Source organism: Bradyrhizobium centrolobii, from assembly GCF_001641635.1.
GTDB lineage: Bacteria > Pseudomonadota > Alphaproteobacteria > Rhizobiales > Xanthobacteraceae > Bradyrhizobium > Bradyrhizobium centrolobii.
This window is the reverse complement of the sequence record NZ_LUUB01000041.1, coordinates 12,532-37,853: the sequence shown is the minus strand read 5'-3', so window position 1 is coordinate 37,853 and position 25,322 is coordinate 12,532. Positions and strand designations below refer to the sequence as shown.

The 25,322-nt window shown below is 57.9% G+C and carries 24 protein-coding genes; 2 read left to right on the top strand and 22 right to left on the bottom strand.

The genetic code is table 11. The features are described 5' to 3' along the window. Position 1 precedes the first annotated feature (1 nt). The 11 genes from AYJ54_RS11180 to AYJ54_RS11135 form a co-directional block, all read right to left on the bottom strand. Complete coding sequence (locus AYJ54_RS11180) at positions 2 to 787, bottom strand: hypothetical protein (protein WP_136623613.1); 786 nt, start codon at positions 785 to 787, stop codon at positions 2 to 4. 251 nt (positions 788 to 1,038) lie between these two features. After that, positions 1,039 to 1,752, bottom strand: coding sequence for an AraC family transcriptional regulator (locus tag AYJ54_RS47065; protein WP_245328991.1), 714 nt, complete (start codon positions 1,750 to 1,752; stop codon positions 1,039 to 1,041). Positions 1,753 to 1,988: 236 nt separating this feature from the next. Beyond that, a complete protein-coding gene (locus tag AYJ54_RS11175) occupies positions 1,989 to 2,963 on the bottom strand; it encodes a branched-chain amino acid ABC transporter permease (RefSeq protein WP_063698976.1) in 975 nt (324 codons plus the stop codon). 1 nt (position 2,964) lies between these two features. Then, positions 2,965 to 3,828, bottom strand: coding sequence for a branched-chain amino acid ABC transporter permease (locus tag AYJ54_RS11170; RefSeq protein ID WP_063698975.1), 864 nt, complete (start codon positions 3,826 to 3,828; stop codon positions 2,965 to 2,967). 60 nt (positions 3,829 to 3,888) lie between these two features. Then, entirely contained in the window at positions 3,889 to 5,106 is a 1,218-nt protein-coding gene (locus tag AYJ54_RS11165; protein ID WP_063698974.1) for an ABC transporter substrate-binding protein, read from the bottom strand. Positions 5,107 to 5,140: 34 nt separating this feature from the next. Next, complete coding sequence (locus tag AYJ54_RS11160) at positions 5,141 to 5,881, bottom strand: ABC transporter ATP-binding protein (protein WP_063698973.1); 741 nt, start codon at positions 5,879 to 5,881, stop codon at positions 5,141 to 5,143. After that, entirely contained in the window at positions 5,874 to 6,632 is a 759-nt protein-coding gene (locus tag AYJ54_RS11155; RefSeq protein ID WP_063698972.1) for an ABC transporter ATP-binding protein, read from the bottom strand. The genes AYJ54_RS11160 and AYJ54_RS11155 overlap by 8 nt, the downstream gene beginning before the upstream one ends. 15 nt (positions 6,633 to 6,647) lie before the next feature. Continuing rightward, complete coding sequence (locus AYJ54_RS11150) at positions 6,648 to 7,760, bottom strand: enoyl-CoA hydratase/isomerase family protein (RefSeq protein WP_063698971.1); 1,113 nt, start codon at positions 7,758 to 7,760, stop codon at positions 6,648 to 6,650. A gap of 33 nt (positions 7,761 to 7,793) precedes the next feature. Continuing rightward, positions 7,794 to 9,353, bottom strand: a complete 1,560-nt coding sequence (locus AYJ54_RS11145; RefSeq protein ID WP_082905611.1) for a CoA-acylating methylmalonate-semialdehyde dehydrogenase — start codon at positions 9,351 to 9,353, stop codon at positions 7,794 to 7,796. A 12-nt stretch (positions 9,354 to 9,365) separates the two neighbouring features. Next, a complete protein-coding gene (locus AYJ54_RS11140; RefSeq protein ID WP_063698970.1) occupies positions 9,366 to 10,529 on the bottom strand; it encodes an iron-containing alcohol dehydrogenase in 1,164 nt (387 codons plus the stop codon). Between the two features lie 9 nt (positions 10,530 to 10,538). Next, positions 10,539 to 11,339, bottom strand: coding sequence for an enoyl-CoA hydratase-related protein (locus tag AYJ54_RS11135; protein WP_063698969.1), 801 nt, complete (start codon positions 11,337 to 11,339; stop codon positions 10,539 to 10,541). Between the two features lie 98 nt (positions 11,340 to 11,437). Between AYJ54_RS11135 and AYJ54_RS11130 the strand changes: the two genes are divergently transcribed. After that, positions 11,438 to 12,289 carry a FadR/GntR family transcriptional regulator gene (locus AYJ54_RS11130; protein WP_245328989.1) on the top strand — a complete coding sequence of 284 codons (852 nt, stop codon included), beginning with the start codon at positions 11,438 to 11,440 and terminating at the stop codon, positions 12,287 to 12,289. Positions 12,290 to 12,324: 35 nt separating this feature from the next. On the opposite strand, the gene AYJ54_RS11125 is transcribed toward AYJ54_RS11130, so the two are convergent. The 3 genes from AYJ54_RS11125 to ccrA form a co-directional block, all read right to left on the bottom strand. Continuing rightward, positions 12,325 to 13,716 carry a class I adenylate-forming enzyme family protein gene (locus tag AYJ54_RS11125; RefSeq protein ID WP_063698968.1) on the bottom strand — a complete coding sequence of 464 codons (1,392 nt, stop codon included), beginning with the start codon at positions 13,714 to 13,716 and terminating at the stop codon, positions 12,325 to 12,327. Positions 13,717 to 13,720: 4 nt separating this feature from the next. Beyond that, positions 13,721 to 14,560, bottom strand: coding sequence for an enoyl-CoA hydratase/isomerase family protein (locus AYJ54_RS11120; RefSeq protein ID WP_063698967.1), 840 nt, complete (start codon positions 14,558 to 14,560; stop codon positions 13,721 to 13,723). Between the two features lie 80 nt (positions 14,561 to 14,640). Next, positions 14,641 to 15,906, bottom strand: coding sequence for a crotonyl-CoA carboxylase/reductase (gene ccrA, locus AYJ54_RS11115; protein WP_063699002.1), 1,266 nt, complete (start codon positions 15,904 to 15,906; stop codon positions 14,641 to 14,643). A gap of 656 nt (positions 15,907 to 16,562) precedes the next feature. On the opposite strand from ccrA, the gene AYJ54_RS11110 reads away from it, so the two are divergent. Then, positions 16,563 to 17,495 (top strand): LysR family transcriptional regulator, encoded by a 933-nt coding sequence (locus AYJ54_RS11110; RefSeq protein ID WP_082905610.1) that lies wholly within the window; start codon positions 16,563 to 16,565, stop codon positions 17,493 to 17,495. Here the strand turns inward: AYJ54_RS11110 and AYJ54_RS47060 are convergent. Genes AYJ54_RS47060 through trbE form a run of 8 tightly spaced genes read right to left on the bottom strand, consistent with a single transcriptional unit; the run spans position 17,477 to position 25,322 of the window. After that, the gene (locus AYJ54_RS47060; protein ID WP_082905609.1) at positions 17,477 to 17,707 is read right to left on the bottom strand and encodes a DUF2274 domain-containing protein; all 231 of its coding nucleotides are present in this window, start codon (positions 17,705 to 17,707) and stop codon (positions 17,477 to 17,479) included. The two genes, AYJ54_RS11110 and AYJ54_RS47060, sit on opposite strands and share 19 nt — an antisense overlap. Before the next feature lie 6 nt (positions 17,708 to 17,713). Beyond that, on the bottom strand, positions 17,714 to 18,907 hold the full coding sequence (locus AYJ54_RS11105; protein WP_063698965.1) for a TraB/TrbI/VirB10 family type IV secretion system protein: 1,194 nt from the start codon (positions 18,905 to 18,907) through the stop codon (positions 17,714 to 17,716). Next, the gene (trbG, locus tag AYJ54_RS11100; protein ID WP_063698964.1) at positions 18,904 to 19,887 is read right to left on the bottom strand and encodes a P-type conjugative transfer protein TrbG; all 984 of its coding nucleotides are present in this window, start codon (positions 19,885 to 19,887) and stop codon (positions 18,904 to 18,906) included. Before trbG ends, AYJ54_RS11105 begins: the two co-directional genes overlap by 4 nt. Continuing rightward, the gene (gene trbF, locus AYJ54_RS11095; protein ID WP_063698963.1) at positions 19,887 to 20,567 is read right to left on the bottom strand and encodes a conjugal transfer protein TrbF; all 681 of its coding nucleotides are present in this window, start codon (positions 20,565 to 20,567) and stop codon (positions 19,887 to 19,889) included. Before trbF ends, trbG begins: the two co-directional genes overlap by 1 nt. Beyond that, a complete protein-coding gene (trbL, locus tag AYJ54_RS11090; protein ID WP_063698962.1) occupies positions 20,567 to 21,772 on the bottom strand; it encodes a P-type conjugative transfer protein TrbL in 1,206 nt (401 codons plus the stop codon). The genes trbF and trbL overlap by 1 nt, the downstream gene beginning before the upstream one ends. 3 nt (positions 21,773 to 21,775) lie before the next feature. Next, positions 21,776 to 22,150: a putative entry exclusion protein TrbK-alt gene (gene trbK-alt, locus AYJ54_RS11085; RefSeq protein WP_063698961.1), complete on the bottom strand. Its 375-nt coding sequence runs from the start codon at positions 22,148 to 22,150 to the stop codon at positions 21,776 to 21,778. Continuing rightward, on the bottom strand, positions 22,150 to 22,884 hold the full coding sequence (gene trbJ, locus AYJ54_RS11080; protein WP_063698960.1) for a P-type conjugative transfer protein TrbJ: 735 nt from the start codon (positions 22,882 to 22,884) through the stop codon (positions 22,150 to 22,152). The genes trbK-alt and trbJ overlap by 1 nt, the downstream gene beginning before the upstream one ends. Continuing rightward, positions 22,881 to 25,322 carry a conjugal transfer protein TrbE gene (gene trbE, locus AYJ54_RS11075; RefSeq protein WP_063698959.1) on the bottom strand — a complete coding sequence of 814 codons (2,442 nt, stop codon included), beginning with the start codon at positions 25,320 to 25,322 and terminating at the stop codon, positions 22,881 to 22,883. Before trbE ends, trbJ begins: the two co-directional genes overlap by 4 nt.

The following is a 25,322-nucleotide window of genomic DNA, read 5'->3' as shown; positions in this document are numbered from 1 at the left end:
TTTACTTGGCGCCGCGCTCGTAGACGATGCTGTGACGCGCCGACATCGCGACCGAGTCATCCGGCAAAACCCAGACGTAATCGATCGTTGCCAGCTTGTTGCTGTTGCGCTCACTCGCCTCAACGACCTTGGAGCGGACCTCGATCGGCGTTCCCATCCCGATCGGGCGGTAGTTGGTGATTTGGGACTTTGCATGAAACCACGGAGCGAGGGTGAAGTTGTTCATCATGACTTCGTTCGCAAGGTGCAGAAGCTGTCCAGGATGAACAATCCTCTGTTCACGATAGATCGCGTGAGGATCCCCGACCTGGTCCAGGTACTCGAGACACTCGTCGGGGGCGAGCGGATCACGAAGAGTACCAAGCACCATGCCTGCTGGGATAAGCTCCGCAGTCAGCTTTGGGCGAGCGGTGTTGAGGGGCGCGGACAGAAGCACAGCCGCTTTGGCCGGCTTCTCCAACTTCTGACAGGAAAGCGTAGCTCTGACCCCATCGTCGTCGGCTAGTTCCACTTCACAGGCATCTTTAGAAGAAGAAACGAGTCTGGCAGTCAGCTTCTCGCCCTCAAAGGTTGGGGCCTTCAACTTGATCGTGTTCAGCGTCTGCTCGAACCAGGATTTGCCAAAATGAGCTACCGCGGGTCGGGTGAGATAGGCGTAGGTCGTGGTCCCAGTGATCAGGCCCGCCTTGAAACCAAGCTTACGGGCTTCGGCGTCGTCATGGACCACATTGTTTGTGCGGTGGTGGCTCGGCTCCATGCTTGGAACGATAGCGAAAGAAGTAGACATATCTGTTGACCCGCTGTTTGTCTGAAACCTGCTGGGTCGAGAGATAATGCGGCAGCGCTACTTTGATTCGCCAAAGACCATCGCGAATCGGACAGGTTCGTCTCCGAGGCCACCGGGCGAGGTATCCAGAAATTGCTGGCTTCGTGCATCGCATCTAACGGGCGCCGATGCTCTATCCGCCTACGGCAAAGCGCGATTTGCTACCCCCATCGGGACGAACCTTCCGGCACCTGCCTGACGCGAACCGTCAGTTATCTCGTATTCCTGAAGCAAGGGGGATGACCGCAAATGCGCCGAAACATCGCGGTGAAGGCACTAGCGCTGCTATAGCCCACCTGACGAGCGACCTTTTCTAGTGGCACGCCAGCGTCCAGCCGCTCGATTGCGCTTCGGATCCGAACATGTTCGCGCCACCGGACGAAGCTAATTCCGGTCTCGGCACAGAACAATCGATGCAGTGTTCTTGAGCTTGCCCCTGCTCGCCTCGCCCATACCTCCAAGTCTTCACTGTTGTCAGGATTTTTTTCCAACTCACGGCAAACCACGAGTAGACGAGGATCAGTCGGCGTTCGAAGATGGATCGGCCTCGCGTCCGTCGCCCTCACTTCCCCAGGGATGGCTTCAATCAGTTTTCCAGTGTGGCTATCCGGATCATAGTCGAACGGCGCCATACTCGCGCGAATAATCAATTCGCGCAACAAAGGTGTGACCTCCACCGCACTTACTCTTGCAGGCAGTTGATCGCAGAGATCTTCTCTAAGGTAAGCGGTGCGCATCTCGACCGCTCCGATCATTCTCGTCTCGTGATCTACCGCAGGGGGTATCCAAACTCCCCTCAACGGTGAGGCAGTCCAGCTGCCCGCCTCGGTTGTTACTCGTATTACGCCAACTGTGGAGTAGACAAGCTGTCCACGTGGATGACTATGAGGAGCTATAACCGTCGTAGGGGAGAATGGTTTTGCCATGACTGCAATGGGGCGCGCCGATACTTGGTATCGCTGCGCTCGCGTGCACTGGATCAGGTGTTCGTCCAACATGGTACTGCCAGCTCGCTCCCCAACGCATGTTCAAATTATCGTTACACTTTTGGTGCGCAGACTTCAAGAAAGCTGCGCCTCGGTATTCTTAGGACCTATCCAACGACGCGGCTTACGCTGCAATGACAAGCTGCACCGCAACCTGACGTAAGTCGTTCCAACAGTTACAGCGACATTTTGAAGTAATGCGCGACTTCACCAACGATGCCGCGGCGGAAGGTAAGGACGCAAATAACAAAGATCGTGCCCTGAATCACCAGGACCCACTGGCCGAAACTTGCCAGATATTCCTGCATGGCAGCGATGATGAATGCTCCGACCACCGGCCCGAACACGGTGCCGAGGCCGCCAAGCAGCGTAATCAGCACCACCTCGCCCGACATGGTCCAGTATACATCGGTGAGCGATGCGTTCTGCGCGACGAACACTTTCATTGCACCGGCGAGCCCTGCCAATCCTGCGGAGAGAATAAATGCCAGCAGTTTGTAGTGGTCCGTCTTGTAGCCCAGCGATATCGCGCGCGGTTCGTTCTCACGAATTGATTTCAACACTTCGCCAAACGGCGAGTTTATTGAACGATAGATAAGGAAGAAGCCAGCCAAGAAGACAGCGAGTACGACGTAGTAAAGTACGATCGGATTTGTCAGATCGATAAACGCGAATAGCTTGCCTTGCGGCACGCCCTGAATGCCATCCTCACCATGGGTGAAGGGCGCCTCCAAATAGATGAAGTAGACGAGCTGAGATAGCGCCAGCGTAATCATTGAGAAGTAGATGCCTTGACGACGAATAGCAACAAGACCTGTTACCACGCCCAGCGCGGTCGAGGCCGCGACGCCCAGTACGATGCCGAGCTCGGGGCTGACCGTCCACACCTTGAGTGCGTGCGCAGTGATGTACCCGGCGGTACCGAGAAACACAGCATGGCCGAAGGATAGCAACCCTCCGTAGCCGATCAGAAGATTGAAGGCGCATGCGAAGAGCGCCAGGCACAGCGCGTTCATCACGAAGAACGGATAGAGGCCTGAGATTGGAACGGCGACCAGGAGCGCCGTCAGAATGATGAACGTCCTTATCTCATCACGAACTGGCGCCGTCGGCTTGGAGTTGGCAATCGAGTTTGTGGTCAGCGTTGTCATATTAGGCCGCCCGTCCCGTCAATCCAGTCGGTTTCACCAGGAGCACCAGCACCATCAGCACAAAAACGACCGTGTTCGAGGCTTCCGGATAAAGATATTTGGTCAGGCCTTCGATCACACCAAGCGTAAAACCGGTGATGATCGAGCCCATGATCGAGCCCATGCCGCCGATCACGACCACCGCGAATACCACGATGATGAGATCTGCGCCCATCAACGGCCGCACCTGATTGATGGGCGCCGAGAGCACGCCAGCGAGCGCCGCAAGGCCGACGCCCAGGCCGTAAGTCAACGCGATCATGCGTGGCACGTTTATACCGAAGGCACGCACGAGCGTCGGGTTCTCGGTCGCGGCGCGCAGGTAGGCGCCAAACTTGGTCCTCTCGATCACGAACCAGGTAGCGACACAGACGGCAAGGGAGAAAATGACCACCCAGCCGCGATAGATCGGCAGATACATAAAGCCCAGATTGACGCCACCGGTTAGGAGATCCGGGATCGCATACGGCAGTCCTGACGAGCCGAAATAATTCTGGAATACGCCCTGCAGGATCAGCGCGATACCGAAGGTCAGCAGCAGGCCGTAGAGATGGTCAAGCCCGGCCAGGCGCTGCAACATTGTGCGCTCGAGCAATATGCCGAAGAGACCGACAACTATCGGAGCGAGCACGAGCGCCCACCAATAGCTGAGTCCCCCGACGCTCAGAAGGAAATAGGCGCAGAATGCGCCCATCATGTAGAGCGCGCCATGTGCAAAGTTGATGATGTTGAGCATACCGAAGATGATAGCAAGGCCGAGGCTGAGCAACGCGTAGAACGAGCCATTGATCAAACCAACCAGAAGCTGGGCATAGAGTGCTTGCATAGATAATGATCTTTCGTGCCGACGAAGGCCCGGCGGCAGGCCGCCGGGCGCCCCCCCCCGTTACTTCTTCAACAGCGGGCAGGAGCTTTGCGAGATCGGCGTAAACGCCTTCTCCGCAGGAATAGTGGCCAGGAGCTTGTAATAGTCCCACGGCCCCTTCGACTCTGAGGGCTTCTTCACTTCGAATAGGTATGCCGGATGGATCTTTCGGCCGTTTGGCTCGATGTACCCCTTCCCAAACGCATCGTCATCCGTGGGAAGCTCTTTCATGGCGGCGACCACTTGGGCGCCGTCATGTGAGTTTGCTCCAGCCTTATCAAGGGTCTTCAAATAATGAAGAACACCCGAGTAAACGCCGGCCTGAGGCATCGAAGGCATGTCCCCCTTCTTGTTCCGCTCCTGAAAGCGCTTGGAGAACGAGCGCGTTCGATCATTCAGGTCCCAATAGAATGTCGCCGTGAGCACCAGGCCCTGGGCCGCGTTTAGCTCGAGTGCGTGCACCTCGTTAATGAAGAGCAACAGCCCCGCAAGCCTTTGTCCCCCGCGAGTGATTCCGAACTCGGCCGCCTGCTTGATCGAATTTGACGTATCGGCGCCGGCATTTGCAAGACCGATGACATCTGCCTTGGACGCTTGGGCTTGGAGCAGGAATGACGAAAAGTCAGACGTGTTGAGCGGATGCTTCACCTGGCCGATGACCTTGCCACCAGTGGCCTCCACGGCGGCAGCCGTATCGCGCTCAAGGGCGGCGCCGAAAGCGTAGTCTGCCGCGAGGAAATACCAGGTCTTCCCACCCGCCGTTGTCAGGGCGGTTCCCGTGCCATTGGCAAGTGTATAGGTATCGTAGGTCCAGTGGATGGTGTTAGACGTACATTGCGCGTTCGTGAGATCGGATACCGCCGCAGAGCTGACAATCAGGACGCCATTTTTCTCCTTGGCTACCCTGCTCACTGCAAGCGCAACACCAGAGTTCGGAACGTCCACAATCAGATCGACCTTATCGACGTCGAACCATCGTCTCGCAATACTGGCTCCGATATCCGGCTTATTTTGGTGATCGCCCGAGATTACTTCGACGGTCCAACCCTTCTTGGTTAGACCGGAATCTTCCACAGCCATCTGTGCGGCGAGAACAGACCCGCTACCAGCGCTGTCAGCATATAGGCTAGACAGATCAGTGAGCACGCCGATCTTCACATTCTTGTCCAACGCATATGCATTGAACGATACTAGGAGCGGGCAGAGATAGGCAAAGAGCCGATAGATATATTTTTTCATGTTTCCTCCTTCATTGTCCTTGAGTAGTCGAGCATCAAACTCCGAGGTACTGGTGCAGCTTCTCCATGTTGGCTGGCAATTCGCTCGCTTCGAATTGGTCGATAATCCGGCCATGTTCGACGACGCAGAACCGGTCTGCGAGCGTCGAGGCAAATCGGAAGTTTTGTTCGACCAGAAGGATCGTGTATCCCGAAAGTTTCAGCCGCTTGATCAGTTCACCGATTTGAAGAATGATGACCGGAGCTAGGCCTTCAGTCGGCTCATCGAGCATCAAGAACTTCGCGCCGGTCCGAAGGATGCGAGCGATCGCGAGCATCTGCTGTTCACCGCCGGACAGTTTGGTGCCCTGACTTGTGAGGCGCTCCTTGAGATTCGGAAACAGGTCGAAAATCTTATCGAGTGAGAGCCCCCCATCCCGCACTTGCGGCGGCAGCATGAGGTTTTCGCGCACGTCAAGGCTGGAGAAGATGCCTCGCTCTTCAGGGCAGAATGCGATCCCAAGACGCGCAATCCTGTCGGACGATGCACGAGAGATATCCTGTCCCTCGAATTGAATGGATCCGGTCCGCTTGCCGATGATGCCCATCACCGATTTGAGAATGGTCGTCTTTCCCGCGCCATTTCGGCCCAGAAGGGTCAAGACTTCTCCCGGACGCACCTTGAACTGCACCCCGTGAAGAACGTGCGAGTCGCCGTACCACGCTTCCAGCTGTTCGACGGCCAAGTGGTCACGCAACTGAACTGAGTTCGCGTCCCCGCGCACCCTCTCAAGCATGGGCTGCCCCCAGGTAGGCTTCCTTGACGCGCTGGTCGTTTGTCAGTTCCTGGTAGTTACCCTCGGCAAGTACCCGTCCCCTCGTCAACACTGTGATCGCGTCCGAGAGGTCAGAGACTACGTTGAGGTTGTGCTCGACCATCAGAATCGTACGGTTGGCAGAAACTCGCTTGATGAGCGCCGCGATTTTGTCGATGTCCTCGTGGCCCATCCCGGCCATGGGCTCGTCGAGCAGCAGCATTTCTGGATCGAGCGCCAGGGTCGTTGCGATCTCCAACGCACGTTTGCGGCCATAGGGCATTTCAAGTGCCGTGGTCTCGGCAAAATCGCTGAGACCCACGTCGTCAAGGAGCTGGCGCGCGCGATCATTGAAGACGTCGAGCACCGACTTGGATCGCCAGAAATCGAACGAGCTTCCGTGCCTCCGCTGGAGCGCAACGCGGACGTTTTCGAGCCCGGTCAGGTGCGGAAAGACGGCAGAGATCTGGAATGAACGAACGAGCCCGAGATTTGCGATATCCGCTGGGCGCGTCCCTGTGATGTCCTTTCCGTTGAAGGCGATGTGCCCGCGTGACGGAATCAGGAATTTCGTAAGAAGATTGAAGCAGGTCGTCTTCCCGGCGCCATTCGGTCCGATCAATGCGTGAATGGTTCCACGGCGGACTCGCAGGTTCACGTTATCAACCGCGACAAAGCCAGCGAATTCCTTCGTTAAGCCGCTTGTCTCGAGTATGTAGTCGTTGGCGGTCAATTGGGGGCCTGTCAATTAGTTAATCGTTCCGTTCCGCTTTGGCGGCGAGTGATTGAGTGCTCTGCGACCGACTCGCGGTAACTGGGCTTCATCATCGAAGTACGCTGACGCATCGACGTCGGATAATTGTTGTGGGTGCCACGAAGGCTTTTTGTCTTTTTCGACGAGCGCCGCCCTCACGCCTTCCATAAAATCCGCCGATCGTGTGATTTTGCGCGTGAGCTTCAGCTCATTATCCAGACATTCGGCGAGGCAACGATTTCGACACCGGCGCATAAGCTCGAAGGTCAGCACGAGGCTCGTTGGTGACGACTTTTTGAGCATCGCCAGGGTCTGCTCGGACCAAGGGCTTTGATGCCGACGGAGTTGATCAAAAATGTCGCCCAACCTCGGAACATTGAAGCATTGTTCGATGTCCTTATCGTGCATCTCAAGATGGCCGACCTTCGTCGAGGGCATCGCCAAGGCGGTCAAGCTTGAGGGCGAGGTGAAGTCAAAGGTCGGCAACATCAGAGAAACGAATGTTGCGCTACTGACCCTGAGGTTCGCCAGACCGCAATACATTGCGTCTTCCGCGCTCATGCTGTGGCCGGTCAGGGCGAGAAAATTGCCGAGACCCAGCGGCAGTTGTCCGAGAAAATAGCTGGCCCCAACATCGGGGAAATAGCCGATGGAAGTCTCCGGCATCGCCATTTTTAAAGACGCCGTGACCACTCGATGCCTGCCGTGCACTGACAGCCCCATCCCGCCTCCCATACAGATGCCATCGATCAGGGCCATGTAGGGTTTAGGATAGTTCGCGATCAGCAGATTTAGCTGGTACTCTTCCGAGAAAAACGCCTCGTTCTCGTCGTGCCGTCCCGCGAGGCTCGCAGTACGGACTGCCCGGATATCACCGCCCGCGCAAAAAACGTTCGGCACAGCGCTCGCGATCGATATGCACCGAACGCGCTCCTCCTCAGCAAACATGTCCAACACGCGCCGGATCGCTCTGATCATTGGGAGCGTCAGAGCGTTGTACGATTTCGGCTTATCAAGAGTAATCCAACCTCGACAACCAACGATCCCCGCTTTGATCGAGGCGTCGGCACAGTCCAGGACTGTCGACAGGTGAGGCTCTTGGAGCATTGAGTTGCGAACTTTCTGACGCGCTTGCGTGGACTAACCCAGGGTCGGCATGACGAATTCAGCCCCCTTCCGGATTCCCGTCGGCCAGCGAACTGTGCCTGTTTTCAACTTTGTATAGAATCGCACCCCCTCTGGTCCGTGGACGTGATGGTCGCCGAACAAGGATCGCTTCCAACCGCCGAACGAGTGGAACGCCATGGGCACTGGGATCGGCACGTTCACACCGACCATGCCGGCCTGAACCTGTGATAGGAAGGCTTGCGCCGTGTCGCCATCGCGCGTGAAGATCGACGTGCCGTTGCCGAATTCATGGCGGTTGATTAGATCAAGCGCATCATCGAACGTATTCTTGCGGACGATTGAAAGGACCGGCCCGAAGATCTCCTCCTTGTAGATGCGCATGTCATCCTTGACGTGATCGAAAAGAGATCCGCCGAGAAAGAAGCCGTCTTCATAGCCTTGGAGTCGGATGTCTCGCCCATCGACCAGAAGGGAAGCGCCTTCCTTCACGCCCAAATCAATATAACTGCGCACCTTGTCGCGATGCTCGCGCGTGACAAGCGCACCCATCTCATCGTCGGCATCAAGGCCGCTTCCCACCTTGAGTGAGCGGACGCGCGGCACAAGGCGGTCAACCAAGGCATCGGCCGTTTTTTCCCCGACGGGAACGGCAACCGAGATCGCCATACAACGCTCACCAGCGGAGCCGTAGGCTGCGCCCATCAATGCATCGACGGCCTGATCGATGTCGGCATCCGGCATCACGAGCATGTGGTTTTTCGCGCCGCCCAATGCCTGGACGCGCATACCCCGCGCGCTTCCACGCGTGTAGATGCTCTCGGCAATCGGTGTCGAGCCCACAAAGCTGATCGCTTGAATGTCGGGGTGATCGATCAAGGCATCGACCGCCTCCTTGTCCCCGTGGACGACATTGAAGACGCCTGGCGGGAGCCCCGCTTCGCTGAGCAGTTGGGCGAGCGCGTTGATCGTTGAAGGGACTTTTTCTGAGACTTTGCAGACGAAGGTATTGCCCGTTGCGAGCGCGACGGGGAACATCCACATTGGGACCATCGCGGGGAAGTTGAAGGGCGTAATGCCAGCGACAACGCCCAGGGGCTGACGGATAGCGACGCTCTCGACACCCCTCCCCACGGTCTCCGAGTATTCGCCTTTGAGGAGTTGCGGTATGCCGCATGCAAACTCTACGACCTCAAGGCCCCTAATGACTTCACCGCGCGCATCCGACAGAACCTTGCCGTGCTCGAGGTTGATCAGGGCTGCAAGACGATCCGCGTTTTTTTCGACGAGGTCACGAAAGCGGAAGAGCACCCGGGCACGCATATGGGGTGCAGTCGCGGACCAATCCTTGAACGCCGCTTTGGCAGCGGCAACGGCCTCGTTCACCACTCCGGCGGATGCGAACTGCAGCTTTGCGGTCTGTTTCCCGGAAGCCGGATTGTAGACCGCTCCGAAGCGCTCCGCCTTGCGAGGAGCGATCTCTCCCGAAATGAAATGTGCCAGCTCCGGTAGCCGGGAGCCGCCGTCCTGTGGGCGAACGTTAGATTGCGTACCGTGGCGCACTTGGGTTGCCATTGAATGGTGTCCTCAGTCGTAGATTTCGCGGTAGATTGCTTGAATCTCGTCGGGGCTCGGAGCTCGCGGGTTATTTGCCGGTGAACCCGAGGCGAGAGCTTGTTCAGTCATGGTTGGAATGAGGCGATGCCAAGCTTCGCGATCGATGCCGTATTTGGCAGGGCTTGGCACGCCAAGCTCTTTGTTTAGCCATTGGAGTTCGTTGAGCAGAGCGCCGACCGCGGCGTCGTCATCTTTGCTGTCCGGAACAAGCTGCATAGCGCGCGCGCAGTCTGCGTAACGTGCGATGGCGCTGGGCGCAGAGAATGCCGTCACGGATGGAAGAAGCATCGCGTTGGACAGTCCGTGTGGGACGTGGAAATGGGCCCCGATCGGCCGGCTCATGCCATGAACCAGCGCAACTGAAGAATTTGAAAATGCGACACCAGCCTGAGTTGCGCCAATCATTAACGATTCACGGGCCTGGCGGTTCGCCGGATCAAGGTAGACCGTGCGGAGATTGGGAGAGATCGCCCGCATGGCTAGACGGGCCATGCCATCCGAAAACGGATTGGCGCGACGGCTCACGTACGCCTCAATTGCGTGAGTTAGCGCGTCGATCCCTGTATCTGCCGTAAGCCTGGCGGGTTTCGACAGGGTAAGCTTATAGTCGACGACAGCAGCAATCGGGAGAAAGGCCGCTCCTGCACAGAGCATTTTCTCCTGCGTTTCATCGTCGGTAATAACCGTGAAGCGCGTTGCCTCGGACCCCGTACCTGCCGTAGTCGGAATCGCCAAAATTGGTAGCCCGGGCAGCTCCTGGAGATGCGGAGCTTTGAATTTTCGCAAGGGACCACCAAAGTGAGCCAGAACTGATATTGCCTTCGCAGTATCGATCGGGCTGCCGCCGCCGAAACCGATGACGCAATCGTGCTTATCGGCCTGGAGAAATGAGACCCCCCGCTCCACGATTCCAGTTGTCGGGTCGGGCAGGACCTCCGAGAAAATGCGGGGTTCGGGCAAGCCGGCAGAATGAAGGGCGCCGAGAAGTCGGCCCACCAGGCCACTGTCCACCATGAAGCGGTCGGTTACGATCAATGGACGCGACAACGCCAAACGACCTAGCAACGCGCCGATCTGATTGATGGCGCCGCCGCCGACCAGCATTTCGCGTGGAAATAGCACCGAGGAAATCATGGCAGCACCTCAACGGCCCGAGAACGCGGGCTTGCGCTTCTCAAGGAATGCCGACATGCCCTCCTTCTGGCCCTGCGTCGCAAAGGACGCCTGAAAGAGGCGACGCTCGTGGAGCAGACCTTCCGTTAGGGCGGTCTCTTCAGCGCGATTGACCGCCTCTTTCGCCATCATCACCGCTGGCGCGCTATAGCCGGCGATCGTGGCTGCGGCCTCCAGCGCGACTGCAAGCACCTGGTCGTCGGGAACGACCCGCGCAACCAGCCCCGCCGAGCGCGCCTCCTCGGCCGAGATCAAACGACCGGTGAGAATCAAATCCATCGCGAGCGATCGTCCGACGAGCTTCGTCAGGCGCTGTGAACCGCCGATGCCGGGCAGAATCCCTAGTTTGATTTCAGGTTGGCCGAATTGAGCGCCCTGGCCCGCGATGATGAAGTCGCACATCATGGCGAGTTCGCAGCCTCCTCCGAGCGCGAAGCCATTCACGGCGGCGATAAGGGGCTTTCTGATCGTCGCAAGCTGATCCCAAGCCGCGAAATAGTTGTCGGTGAAAAGATCGGCAAAGGATTTGCTTAGCATCTCCTTGATATCGGCGCCCGCCGCGAACGCCTTCTGCGAGCCCGCCAGAACGATTGCACCCACCTCCGGGTCAGCATCGAAGCCCTGCGCGGCCCGCAAAACTTCTCGGGAGAGAGCGTCGTTCAGCGCATTGAGCTGCTTGGGCCGATCCAAGGTGATCAGAGCAGCAGCCCCTCGCTTCTCTAATCGGATGCTTTGGTTATCGACACCAGATTGCGCAGCTTGCGGATGCATCAAGCCTCTCCATGCAGAGTGAGCCGCGCAGCTTGCGCGGGAGCTCTCGAAACATGGGCGACATTAGTATATTTGTCAAACAAATATTCTAATAGGAGATGCAAAAGGTCTATCAAATAATTGAAAGGCTATTTGGTGTTGTTCGGCCATTGATAGACGATTATGGTTGCGCTGATTTGGAAGGAGCCGCTTTGTTCATGACCGTTCAACGGAAGACGACGGGCCTGGAATTCGACGACGTCGTAACCACGAGTGCAGCCAAGCAGATCGCTGAGAGTGTTCGAGGCGCGATTTTGGAAGGCCGCCTGAAGGTCGACGAGCGCTTGCCTTCGGAGGACGAGCTTGCGGTTCGCTTCAAGGTGTCGCGACCAACGATCCGCGAAGCTCTTAAACGGCTCGCGGCCCAACATCTCATTCGATCAAGGCGAGGACCTGCGGGAGGCAATTTTGTCACCGCGCCAACGGCGGTGGACGCCGCATTTTCCTTGGCTAACATGACGACGTTGATGGTGGCTGTGGGTCATATCAGCCTGGACGACATGGCGACGGCCCGCCTGGAGCTCGAATCGGTTTGCTGCCGCTTGGCTTGCCAGCAGCGTACTCAGGCTGACCTGGACGCCATGAATGTCGAAATTGGTTTGCAGAAGAAGTCTGCATTGACAGACGAAGAGTTCTGCGCGGCCGACGTAAGATTTCACCGCGCCCTGGTGAACGCAGGCGGAAATGCCGTAATGAAGTTCCTCATGCACTCGGTGGTTGAAGCCCTGCAACCCATTAGCAATATGGTAATTTATCGCGTACGAGAGCGCCAAGCGATCGTCTCCTATCATAAGAGGATACTCGCTGCGGTCGAGGAGCGCGATGAAGAGGCGGCGGTCAAGGCACTGGCCGATCTTGTCGCCTACACTCAAGACTCCTACCGTGAATCATTTGCCCGAAGAACCGCTTGATCCTTAACAGCCGCGTTCATTGTGTCGGAGCTGCATCAGGATTTTTTGGCAAGAATAGCCTCGCGGACGGCCAGACGATCGGACTTTCCTGTCCGGCCTTGCGGCAGTTCTCCAAAAAGATGAACCTCGTCAGGCCCCTTATGTCGGCCCAATTTCTCAAGCGCCCAAGTCTTGAGTTCCTCCGCCGTCACGGAAGCCCCTTGCTGGGGCACGACGGCGACATGGATACACTCGCCCATCAAGGGGTCGGGAATCCCGACGCACACCGCGGCAGCAACAGCTGGATGAGCACCAACTGCAGTGTCAATCTCTGCAGGAGCAATCTTGACCGCACCTCGTGAGATCAGATCTTTGAGTCGGCCGACAATCTCGATTTCGCCATCCTCGCGACGCCGCGCCAAATCTCCGGTTTTGAGATACTCATCCTGATATGCGGCCTTGGTGAGTTCCGGGGCATCGAGGTATCCGACCATTCCGTTCGGCGAATAGATCTGAAGTTCGCCGGCGTCACTGTCATCGCCTAGAGATTGAATACGGATCTTTACGCCCTGAGCAGTCTTCCCCAAGGCGAGGTCTTGCGCCTGCGCGGGCATTCGGAAGAAGTCTGCTGCTCCGGTTTCGGTAAGGCCGTAGATACTGACGACGCCTGCAGCCATCGTGTCAACGACGCGCTGTGAAAGTGCAGGATCCATGAATTCGCCAGCGGTGATAATGCGTGCGTTAGAACGTCGGGCGATAGCCTCAGCAAGCATCAACCGGAGCATTGTCGGTACGAATGCTGCGTCCGTGATGTTTTTTTCCAGAAGATCGATCGCAGCAGTGCGCGGTTCGAACTTTCCCGGCGATACGACCGTTCCGCCGGCGTACAGTGTCAGCAAGACCGACCAGATGCCGAAGATAAACGTCAATTGGAGCGGCATGTAGAAGCGAGTTGCCTCTGAGAACGCCATCATCTGCTGACTGCTGAGCAGCTTATTGTACTGGCGGTCGTGACGCAGCACGACCCCCTTAGGCTCTCCAGACGATCCCGACGTGAAGATCACGAGGCCCGCCCCTGTCAATGCAATCGGTCGATCGGGGTATGTCGTGAGGGATGACGAAACATGCAGATCAAGCAAGGTTCGTTGCGCACGGCATCTTGCGCTGATCGAGGACAGAGACGCCTCAGGGGTTAGTGGATGGACCGGAACGGCAACGCAGCCAGCGAGCCAGGCGCCGAAGATCTTCGCTATATCGGCGGCGGCGTTGGTCACCGGTATGATGACAGCCTCGTCGTTTGATACGCTTGCGCGCCTTAACAAATCTGCATAGGACGACGCTGATTGATACAGTTGGCGGTACGTCATCTTGCCGTCGGCTTCCTCGACCGCCGTTTTGTCAGCAAACCTTGTACACGCCTCGATGAGTGCCCTCTGGAGCGTAGCCATGAATTCAGTGCCCCCCCTTCTTGGAGGAGACGTCCTGGAAGCGAGCGTCTCGCCATTGAAACGCAGCTCGCATCCCCTGGCTTCGGGCGATTTCCATGAACTGCTTCTTGTCGACGCTTCCCTGCCCTTCGATCTGCATGTCGATATCCAAGGCAGATTCGAGCGCAAGTCCCAAACCTAACGTGTCATAGACCTTATTGATTGCCCGCTTCGTCTGACCAACCACCATAGGATCTATTACCGCCATGGTGTTTGCCATCTCTATTGCTGTGTCCAGAACCGACGCTGCGGGAACTATCCGATTGACCAAGCCAAGATCGAGTGCTTCGCGCGCGGATATCTGGTCGCGACCAAGAAAAATGATCTCTTTGGCCCGCTTTGGGTTGACCATGAACGGAAGCATCATAACGATAATCCCGGCGCCAAACTTCAATTCAGGTTCACCAAAAACCGAATCCTCTGCGGCCACTGTCATGTCGCAACAGAGGGCCAGTTCGAAGGCGCCAGCAAGACAGTGGCCCCTCACGGCTGCGATCGTCGGCTTTGGCGAGCGCCAAAATTGAAAGGCGCCATCGAAGCAGTGCCGAAGCAGCGTACGCCAATCCGCTACTCCGGTTGGCCGTGTCTCCATTTGCTCCTTCAAGTCAAACCCTGACGAGAACGTGTCCCCAGCGCCCGTCAGGACGATCGCCCGGATATTATTGTCCTCGTTGAGCAGTCGAAGCTCAGACGACAGATCGTCTACCAGGGCCTGGCTAAGAGCATTGAGACGCTCCGGTCGATTCAAAGAGACGATTCCAACTTTTCCCTGCCGCTCCACTAGGACAAGCTTCTTTGAGCTCATTTTGTCTCCTCCCAAATTGGAGCATCGAGCCGGTCGGAACCCGCGATATGCCAAGGACGATCGTCCGCGGGGGGCCTCCGTCAGGCAGTCGCGCCATGGCCGGGCGCTGTAGCATTCACTAGACAGGCCATATTGCCAAATGGATGTTTGTTCTCACGCATTAGCTGGTGCGCAACACCGATTTCATCGAAAGAGAAGGTTCGAGATAGACATGGGTCGATCTCGCGAGCGCGAACGAGATCGTTGACATCCTTGGCCTGCTCGGTGTTGCAGACATGGGAACCCTGGAAGCGCTTTTGCCGCATCCAATGGTAACGCACATCGAGTGTGGCGTTGTAGCCAGTTGTCCCGGCGCAAATGACCACCATTCCACCTGTCGAACAGACGAAATTTGAGGTTGGCAGGGTCGTTTCGGCGGGATGTTCGAAGACAATACGCGGGCTCGTTCGGCTACCAGCCGCATCCCAAATCGCCTTGCCGAAGGCACGAGCTCCCTTTAGCCACCGACCATAGGCATCGGCGTCGTTCGTGTCCGGCAGTTGGCCCCAGTGGTCGAACTTCGTTCTGTCGATAACACCGACTGCGCCGAGCTTGAGGCAGAACTCACGTTTCTCCTCGCCTGAGATCACGGCAACGGGCTTCGCCCCTTTGACGCGGCAGATTTGAATTGCCATCGAACCGAGACCGCCTGCGGCCCCCCAAACAAGGACAACGTCTCCTTTTTCCACGGTGTGAGGGGCCCAACCCATAAGCATTCTATAAGCGGTGGATGCGCAAAGCAGGTAGCAACCTGAAGCCTCCCAGGTTAGATGTTTCGGGCGCGGCAGGCATTGGTGTGCTTTCGCGACAGAGAATTGACCAAAGCTGCCATAATTAGTCTGATAGCCCCACACCCGGGCAGTTTCTGCCAGCATTGGGTCGTTTCCGGAAATAACCCACGGATCGTCGGACGGCCACCAGCCGGAATGAACAACGACCTCATCTCCCGGCTTGACGTTCTTCACGTTCTGCCCGACGGCCCAGACAATCCCTGAGCAATCCGAACCGCCGACGTGGAAGTCCTCTACGTGGCTCAATGACTTCTGCCGCTCGGCAATGACGTCAATAGGAAAGCCCAACGCGGCCCAGACGTTGTTGTAGTTGATACCGGTCGCCATGACGTAAACGAGAACTTCATCCGCTCCGATCTGCGGCGTGTTGATCACCTCTCGGCGCAGTGACTGATTGGGCTCTCCGTATCGGGACTGACGAATCGCAAATGCATGCATGCTCTTTGGCACCACTCCAAGAGGTGGTTTTTCGCCAAGATCGTAGAGGTCTTTCTCGCTCTGCGAGGTATTGGTCATCTTGAACTCCTCATTCGGCGAGACCCACCAAACAAAAATCCAAAAATTAGTCAATTCAATATTTGTCAAGCAAATAGGTTTCGGCTATAGGAAGGGCGTGATGCCGGATCCCAAATGGGTTTCCTCCCTAACTGCCGAGGCCTCGCGCCTCGGCATTTTTTCGGCGCGGACGTTGCCGCCGAAAAGGCTCTCGAAATAGCGAGAGCCTCTGTGCTTTAGTTGGTGGCAGTGACGTGTACATCCCCTCAGCAGCCGCTCATCGTCAAACGACTCAAGTACTACAGTCAATTGCGCGCCGAACGCTCGTCGTCGGCGAGTCGCAGGTGCGAAGGTTTCATCGACCGACCCAATTTGTGCATCTCGGTCAATTTCCACCAACTCTAGGCAGACTCCAGAATTACGGCCTCCTGGCATTGTCAAAATCTATCGCAGCTACGGATCCACGCGCCCATTGCCTGTCCTCCATGTCGAGGGTCCCGTTTCAGAAGATACAACGAGGTCGCGCAGCTTTAGCAACCGCCTGCACTGTTTTCGATCTTAGAAACGCACTCGCCGGTAGCACCACTACCTTACTAAATCGAGTCCTCTCCAATCGCCTCATCAGAAAGCAGCTCTTTTGAGCTAAGCAACACGAGCAAGAGATGACACGCGGCCCAATGCGCAACCTGATCAGCTCAGGAAGAAATATCGCTGTAAGTTTTCAACATTTGCGTTACGCAGTTGCTGCTGCCGATCACGGTAGTTTTCGAAGCGCCGCAGAAACCTTGATGATTCAACAAACGACATTGAGCCGCTGTATTCATCAACTTGAGCATGCGATCGGCACTGCGATCTTCGATCGATATAGCGGCGGCGTGCGAGCAACAAAATTCGGTCAGAGTTTCCTGCGCCTCGCAAGAAGCATCCTGGAGCAGGTCGACAGTATCGTAACATCTGCGCAGATGACTGGACGTGGTGAATTAGGCCGAATTTCTATTGGCTTCTATACGTCGCTTAGCGCCGGCAATCTTCGCGCCGTCCTTGTTGAGTACACGCAGCAATTTCCGCAGATCGAAATCGAAATGATCGAGCGTTCGAGGAACCGCCTTACGACCGCTCTGCGCAACCGAGCCATAGACGCCGCAATCGTGACCGGCGAACGAGCCCTCCTCGGGTCAAAATCAATGCCGCTTTGGAGCGAGCGCATTCTGGTTGTCTTGCCTGAAAACCACAGATTGACCGAAAACCAGACAGTGTCGTGGACAGACCTCGCCGGCGAAGTGCTCTTATTGGGCCGCCGCGATCCCGGGCCAGTCATTCAGGAGTGCCTCAACGCGAAACTCGTTTCACCCGAAGACCGGCCGCGGATCGTATGGCACGATGTGAGCCGAGAAAGCATAAAGAGTTTGGTCGCGGCGCACCTGGGAATCGGGCTCACACTGGAGGCGTCCCTCGGCACGAACTCTGACGGCGTCGTCCATAGAGAAATTCGGGATGGCGGCGGTCCGGCCCGAATTGGGCTTTCTATAAACTGGCTAGAAGATAACGAGAATCCCGCCCTGGCGAACTTCTTGAACCTGCTCAAACGGCGCTACCCATCGTCATTTTGAATTTGTCTTCGCGCTCTTCTGAATGCTCTGTCGGTCGCCATAAATCGCGCCAGCATTGGCGCAACAAGCGACTTCGGATCAATTGCTTGACTGCGGTCTCCTTTCAAGGCTTCTGCGTACGCTATCAGATCCCGGTGAACCGCAGCTGGCAATTTTATGGTCATTGTGATCCACTTATCTTCCTCGATTGCGCCTATCTTCAGTTTGGTCATGTACGGTCACCCCCGATAGGGCTCGAGCACCAGATCTCGATTAACGATCACGCTCACTGGAAACCCTGGCCTGATTGTCAGCGTAGGTTGGATATTGAGATTCCTTCGAACAACCTGTTGTCCGGTCTGGTTCAGCGAATTGGACGCGCTGAGGCGGAGAGCCTGAATAATGTCCGTGTTGCTACCGGTATCTGAACCTGAGCCAAGCTCCGCTCCGACGCCAAGGATGGTGGACAGCAGCGCCGCCTTGAACAACTCGGTCCAGTGATTGTCGACCTCATCCTCGAGACCGGAATAACCACCCGCGTCAGCTCCCTGTTGCCGTTCCAGCACGATCGAGCGACCGTTCGGCATAATCAGACGCGTCCATACCAACAGCACGCGCGATTGGCCGAACGAAATTTGGGCATCGTAGACGCCTATGAGCCGCGCGCCCTGCGGGATTAAGCGGATACGGCCAGAAGGCGTATCGTACACCGTCTCGGTGACCTGCGCGGTGATTTGTCCCGGAAGGTCGGAGCGAACGCCCGTGATCAGGGCCGCTGGAATGATCGTTCCCGCCTGGATGACAAAGGGTGATGCGAGACGTGAAATTCTGTCGGGCGCCACGGTGCGCGGGCCGACGGGACTATTGACGAACAGTAGTTTGCGGTCCTGCCCGTTCTGCGTGAAAGTTTCATCCGAAGATGAGGTCGCGTTGGTTGACGTTTCCTTTGACGACTTTGGTTGGGCAACCGGCGCCGTTGTGGGCGCAAATACTTTGCTGGTTCGTGCTGCCTCGGTCTCCTGGTTGGCACGCTGTTGTTCGGCATCCAGACCGATCGGCGCAGGTTGGCCTTCAGTCGAAGAGATGGGGCGCGCCAGTCCGCCTGGGAGTGGCTGTCCGATCTGTGGGATGTCGTGGGCAATCCCTGCGTAGTCCCGCGGCAACGTCATCAGGCCATCTGCAATAGTATGATGATCCGTGCTGTAGAGTTCATCCGGAGATGGATTGTGCGGTTGATTGCTCCTGAGCGCCCATAGCACCGCTCCGGCGATGAGCAGCAACGCCAGTGCAGTACCGCCTGCAAGGACTTTCCTCGAGAGCCGTGTAATCCGCGGACGTTCGGCTCCTAGATGCAAGGCCTGTGTGCCCTTCTCGTGCGATGACGGTCCTCGTGATACCGGACCTGCATTGGGGTCTGAGCCATTGTCATTCACGATGGCCTCCCGTCGTTTCTGATGATCCGCACCTTCTGCTGTTTCTCTCCGCCGAGGCGCAGTTCGGCCGCGGCGAACAGACGGTCGGCAATCAAGACATTCCTATAGACGCGATAATTGACAAGCTCGGGCTTGCCGTCCTGGCCGAGGACGAACAGCGGCGGCATTTCGCCCTGACCGATGCCGGGCGAGAACTCGATATAGACTTTGCGGCCGTCGTCATAGGCATTCACCGGCCGCCAGGGCGGCTTGTCGCCCTCGATGACGTAGCGGTAGCGGCGCTCACTCATCTCCGGGATGAACGGTGTTAGAGGCAGAGCTTTCGAGCGACCACTTCGGTCTTCGGGGTAGAACCAGGCGACCGACGGCATATAGAGCTTTTCACGGGAGCGAAGTTCGATCAGGTAGGTCCGCCGATCGGTATTGATGACGAGGTTGGTTTCGATGGCAGGTCGTGTCGGTTTCACCATGATGTGGACGCGCCTGGTGTCGCCGTTGCCGCTCTCGGTGTCGCCCACAATCCAGCGAACGGTGTCGCCGGCAGCTAACGGTCCGGAGCCGGTCAGTTGCTCGCCCGGTTCAAGCGCGATATCCGTGACTTGCCCTGGCGACGTATAGATCTGGTAAAGCGCGCCGGGACTAAAGGGAAAAACCTGGACGGCATTGAAATATCCCGCGCGCCGCGGCTGGACGCGCGCGACCTCGTTGGCAATCTCGATGCGATCGCTGGGATCCTTGGCTTCCGCTTCACCCTTGTTGCCGCCACGGGCCGGCATCCACGTTGGAGGGACATTCAAGGGTTTCGCGTGCTCATCCAACGGCATCGGTAGATCGGGGGACGGCGGCACATCGTCATCATAACTGATCTGTGGTGGCTTGAAGGTTGTGCAGCCGGAAAGGGCGACCGTCAGCAGAAGGGCGAGATGCACAGGCTTGCGATTGAAGCTTGATGTAGGCGACCAGAGTGCAAGGTTTCTCACTAGCCGAGCTCCTTCGACCAGTTGATGGAGTTGACGTAAATACCAAGCGGATTTTTGCGCAGCCGGTCAGCATCACGTGGGATTTCGATGACGATGGAGATGATCGCCGTCCAGCGCTCGGTCGCAGCAAGCTGACCGTTGTCGTAACGGCGTTCGGTCCAAGCGACTCGAAAGCTATTCGGCGAGGCGCGTATGACGCTGGAGATCTCGACCGCTACCTGATTATTGCCCAGCTTGGCAAAGGGGTCGTTGGTGCGCGCGTAGTCATTCAGAGCCGCGGCGCCACGATCGGTTACGAAGTCGTAGGCCCGGAGCCAATCCTGCCGCAGCACGATGGCGTCGCTCGGCAGACCTCGCACATCTTCGATGAAGCGCGCGAGGTGGAACGCGATTTGCGGATCGGCCGGCTGATAGAAGGGACTCGCTGGCGCGACGGCCTGGGCCTGACCGAGATGGTCCACCTCCACGACCCAGGGTGTGATCGTGCCTTGGATAGACTGCCAAACGAGAGCCGCGGCAAGCCCGCCCGACAACAATAGGGATCCGAACGCTATCAGCCGCCAGTTCCGGGCCTGGACACGAGCCGAGCCAATGCGCTCGTCCCAGACCTGCGCTGCTCTCTGGTAGGGCGTCACGGCTTCCGGCGTACGGCCGTAATGCTCGGAGGGTCGTTTGAACATCAGTGCCCTCCCTCGGACAGATCGATCGAGGATCCGCTACCTGCACCATCACCACTGCGGACGGCTTGGGTAGCGGCGGACACACCCTGGTTGACGCTCTGTGCGCGCTTCATGCGACGCGCCCATGCCGGAGCCGCCTCCGCTGGTGGTGAACCGCCTGAAACTCTGGCCGCCATGCGGCGCAACGGGCTGACGATGGCTGAACCGCCCGCGCTGGCGACGCCACTCAAGCCACCAGCACGATAAGCACTTGTTGCTCCACTCGCGACCGTGGCCGCTCCTCGGGCTCCGCCCAAGAGCGCACCACCCGCGAGGCCAGCGCCACCGGCTGCGAGACCTGCGCCTGCAACAACAGCGCCGCCCGCGGCAAGACCAGTCCCAACCGCAGCACCCCCGCCGAGTTGCGGTCCGCCGGAGACGATACCGTTGGCGATTCCCGGTCCAAAGATACCGAGGCCGAGAAGGGAAAGCGCTCCCAACACAAGCGCCATGGCTTGATCGATGGTGGGTTGGTTGCCGCCAAAACCTGCCGTAAATTGTGCAAACAATGTGGACCCGATGCCGACGATGACGGCCAGCACCAGCACTTTGATGCCGGAGGAGATGACGTTGCCCAGCAGGCGTTCGGCGGCAAAGGCGGTCTTGCCGAACAGACCGAATGGGATCAGCACGAAGCCGGCGAGGGTCGTCAGCTTGAACTCGATCAGGGTGATGAAGAGTTGAATGGCCAGAATAAAGAAGGCCAGCAGCACCACGATCCAGGCAAACAGCAAAATGGCGATCTGCGCAAAATTCTCGACAATGCCGACATAGCCCATCATGCTCCAAATCGACTCGAGGAGCGGTCGTCCGGCATCGAGCCCGACCTGGGCGATCTTCCCGGGTCTAAGGAAGTCTGCCGAAGTTAGACCAGTGCCAGAGGCTTTCAGACCCAAGCCAGCAAAGCTCTCGAAGATGATGCGGGCCAGGCTATTCCAGTTGCTGATGAGAAATGCGAAGACCCCAACAAAAAGCGTCTTCCTGACGAGGCGGGCCAGAATGTCCTCGTCGGCTCCCCAGGCCCAGAACAGGCCCGCCAATGTGACATCGATTGCGGCCAGTGTGCTGGCAAGGTATCCGACCTCACCTCCGAGCAGCCCGAAACCGGAATCGATGTAACGGGTGAATGTCTCCAGGAACTGGTCAATAATCCCAGTGCCGCCCATAATTCACTCCTTCCCGTTCTGTTGAATCGAAGGGAAGCCAGATGGCAGGCGGCTCTCGTCCTTCGGCGCTACAAACAACGATGATCCTGCCTGGGGCATCCGACTATCGGAGAGGGGCCGAGCGTCCTGTCCGAGGAATTGGCGACGTTTCTCCGCCCAAGCCTTCCGGCACTCGGTGAGAGCGTCCTTCTGCTCATAGGTCACAGAGCGGCACTCCGCGAGCTTTGCTGCCAGGGGATCAGAGGACGTGCTGCTGGGCTCCGCTATCTTTGCCTGCTGCTCGCCACCGCGAAGCGGGATGGTGCAGGCTGCGATGGCGAGCGCGACAAGCGCTAAGGCCATTAGGTACGGAATGTGGCTGAGCTTCTGCATGTTCATCAGTGAAACATCTGCACGGTTGTGGGTTGGTAGCCGGCGCCTGGCGCCAGGAAGCGGCGCAATTGCTCCCTGCTCTGGTCCTGGGCTGCCGCATGCTGCGCGGACTCCAGGTTTTGCGCGCGCCCGTGGGCAGCGACGACGGCGGTGAGATCCGCGAGTTGCTGTGCAGCCAGCGCCAGGAGCTGATTGCCGGCCTGACTTGCCTGCAAGGCACCGGTCGCGCCTTGGCTGGAGGTGACAAGCGCGGACATCTGCGTACGGTTGGTATCGAGGTTGCCGACGACCGTGGCCTGTGTTCGCATGGCGTCCTGGAAACCCGACATCGCGTTCTGCCAACGCGATTGAGCATTTGCGATCAACGCCTGGTCGGAGACACTGGATGATGCGGGCGCGTAGGTCGTCGAGAATGCTCTGTCGATCTGCTGGATGTCGTAGGCGATGCGGTGGGCCTGTGCTAGAAGCTGTTGGGTCCGCAGGATCGACTGCTCCAATTGCAGCAGCGACGAGAATGGCAACGTCGCCAAATTCCTTGCTTGATTGATCAGCATCTGTGCCTGATTTTGCAGAGAGACAATCTGGTTGTTGATCTGCTGCAGGGCGCGAGCTGCGGTCAGGACGTTCTGCGCGTAGTTATTAGGATCGAACACGATCAACTGCGCCGACGCATGCTTAACGCCGACGGCAATGGTGATCGCGATCAGGCTGGCAGAGGCGAGACGACAGAGGCGGTTCATTTGGGTGCCTCCAACTCAGGCAGATGTGGAATGAGATCGGTCGCCCAGCCGATGTCGCGAGCCTTCAGCCAGCCGGACACGAAGCCGTTGCGGCCATGATCGGTAAGGACCTGTTCGATCAAGAGCTGGTCGGCCTTTGAGGAAGTGGCCGTAAAGGCGAGCGCGACCTCGCCAAGGCCGAGCTCGAATAGTCGATTGCCGCGACGTGACTGGCAGTAGTAGTCGCGCTTCGGGGTGGCGCGAGCGAGGATCTCGATTTGGCGGTCATTCAACCCAAAGCGTCGGTAAATCGCCATGATCTGTGGTTCGATGGCGCGGTCGTTTGGGAGCAGAATTCGCGTCGGACAGCTCTCGATGATCGCCGGCGCGATCGCCGAACCGTCGATATCCGCGAGCGATTGGGTGGCGAAAATGACCGAGGCGTTCTTCTTGCGAAGCGTCTTCAGCCACTCCCGCAGTTGACCAGCAAATTCCCGGTCATCAAGCGCCAGCCACCCTTCATCAATGACGAGCAGGGTTGGCCGGCCGTCAAACCGCCCCTCAATGCGATGGAACAGATAGGAAAGGACGGCTGGCGCAACCGCTGTGCCAATCAATCCATCGGTCTCAAACACCTGAACGGAGCCTTCGCCAAGACGCTCGAACTCTGCATCAAGAAGTCGGCCGTACGGCCCACCGAGGCAGTAGGGCTGGAGTGCGCGCTTGAGCACATTCGACTGAAGAAGCGCACAAAGACCCGTCAAGGTTCGTTCCGGAATTGGCGCGGAGGCCAACGAGGTCAATGCCGACCAAAGATGCTCCCGTGCTTCCGGCGTGACTTCGATTCTCTCGCGGCCAAGGATCGCGCCGATCCAGTCGGCCGCCCACGCACGCTCGGATGTATCATCGATTGCGGCGAGCGGCTGAAGCTCCACGAATTCCGTCGATTCGCCCGAGAGTACACCGCCGATGTCATGCCAATCGCCACCCATGGCGATGGTGGCGGCGCGTACGGAGCAACCAAAGTCAAAGGCGAAGATCTGGGCGTTCGGATAGCGGCGGAACTGGAGCGCCATCAGCGCCAGTAGCACCGATTTTCCGGCGCCCGTCGGTCCGACCACCAATGTATGGCCGACATCGCCGACGTGCAGTGAGAAGCGAAATGGGGTCGATCCTTCTGTCTTAGCCAGAAACAAGGGCGGGGCCTTGAAATGATGGTCCCTCGCCTCCCCGGCCCATACCGCGGACAGCGGGATCATGTGCGCCAGGTTTAAAGTCGAGATCGGCGGCTGGCGGACGTTGGCGTAGACATGTCCCGGAATGCTGCCGAGCCAGGCCTCGACCGCATTGACCGTCTCGACCATGCAGGTGAAGTCACGCCCTTGAATGACCTTTTCCACAAGGCGGAGCTTCTCGTCAGCAGTGGCAGGATCGCCATCCCAGACCGGGATGGTTGCCGTAACGAAAGCTTCACCAATCTGGTCCGAACCTAGCTCCTGCAGCGCTGCGTCGGCGTCCATAGCCTTGTTGTGGGCATCGGTGTCGAGCAGCGCAGACGCCTCGTTGGTCATCACCTCCTTCAGGATCGCAGCCACCGATTTCCGCTTGGCGAACCATTGCCGCCTGATCCTGGTCAGGAGCTTTGTTGCATCGGTCTTGTCGAGCATGATCGCGCGGGTCGACCAGCGGTAAGCGAACGGAAGGCGATTTAGATCATCGAGAATCCCGGGCGTCGTCGCGGTCGGAAACCCGACGACCGTCAGAACTCGCAGATGTGCCGATCCGAGCATCGGCTCGAGACCACCGGTCAGTGGTTGGTCGGCGAGCAGCGCGTCGAGGTACATGGGGATTTCGGGAACCCTGACCCGGTGCCGCTTGGTCGAGACCGTCGAATGCAGGTAAGTGAGGGTCTCTTCATCGTCGAGCCAGGCGCATTCCGGCATAAACCCTTCGACGAGTTGCAACACGCGGCTGGTGCGATCGGCAAATCCACGCAGAATCTCGCGCGCATCAGCATCGACGGTGCGGTTGCTCCCCTCGTAGAGCAGCCGTTCGGCTTTCGCCGTCCCTTCGGCGGGCGGCAGATAGAGAAAGGTCAGAAAATAGCTCGACTCGTAGTGAGTACCGGCCTCCTCGAACTGCGCTTTTCGTTCAGCATCGACCAGAGAGGAAGCCACGTCGGGGAACGTGTCGGATGGATAAGTTCCTGCCGAATGACGTTGCGCCTCGACAAAGATCGCCCACCCGGATTCAAGCCGGCGCAGCGCGTTGTTGAGACGGCCCGCAACGGCAACGAGTTCGGCCGGCACGGCGCTGTCGAGGTCCGGTCCCCGAAATTTTGCCGTCCGCTGAAACGACCCGTCCTTGTTGAGTACGATCCCCTCATCGACAAGGGCTGCCCACGGCAAGAAATCCGCAAGGCGCGTATTGGAACGGCGGTATTCGGCGAGATTCATCAT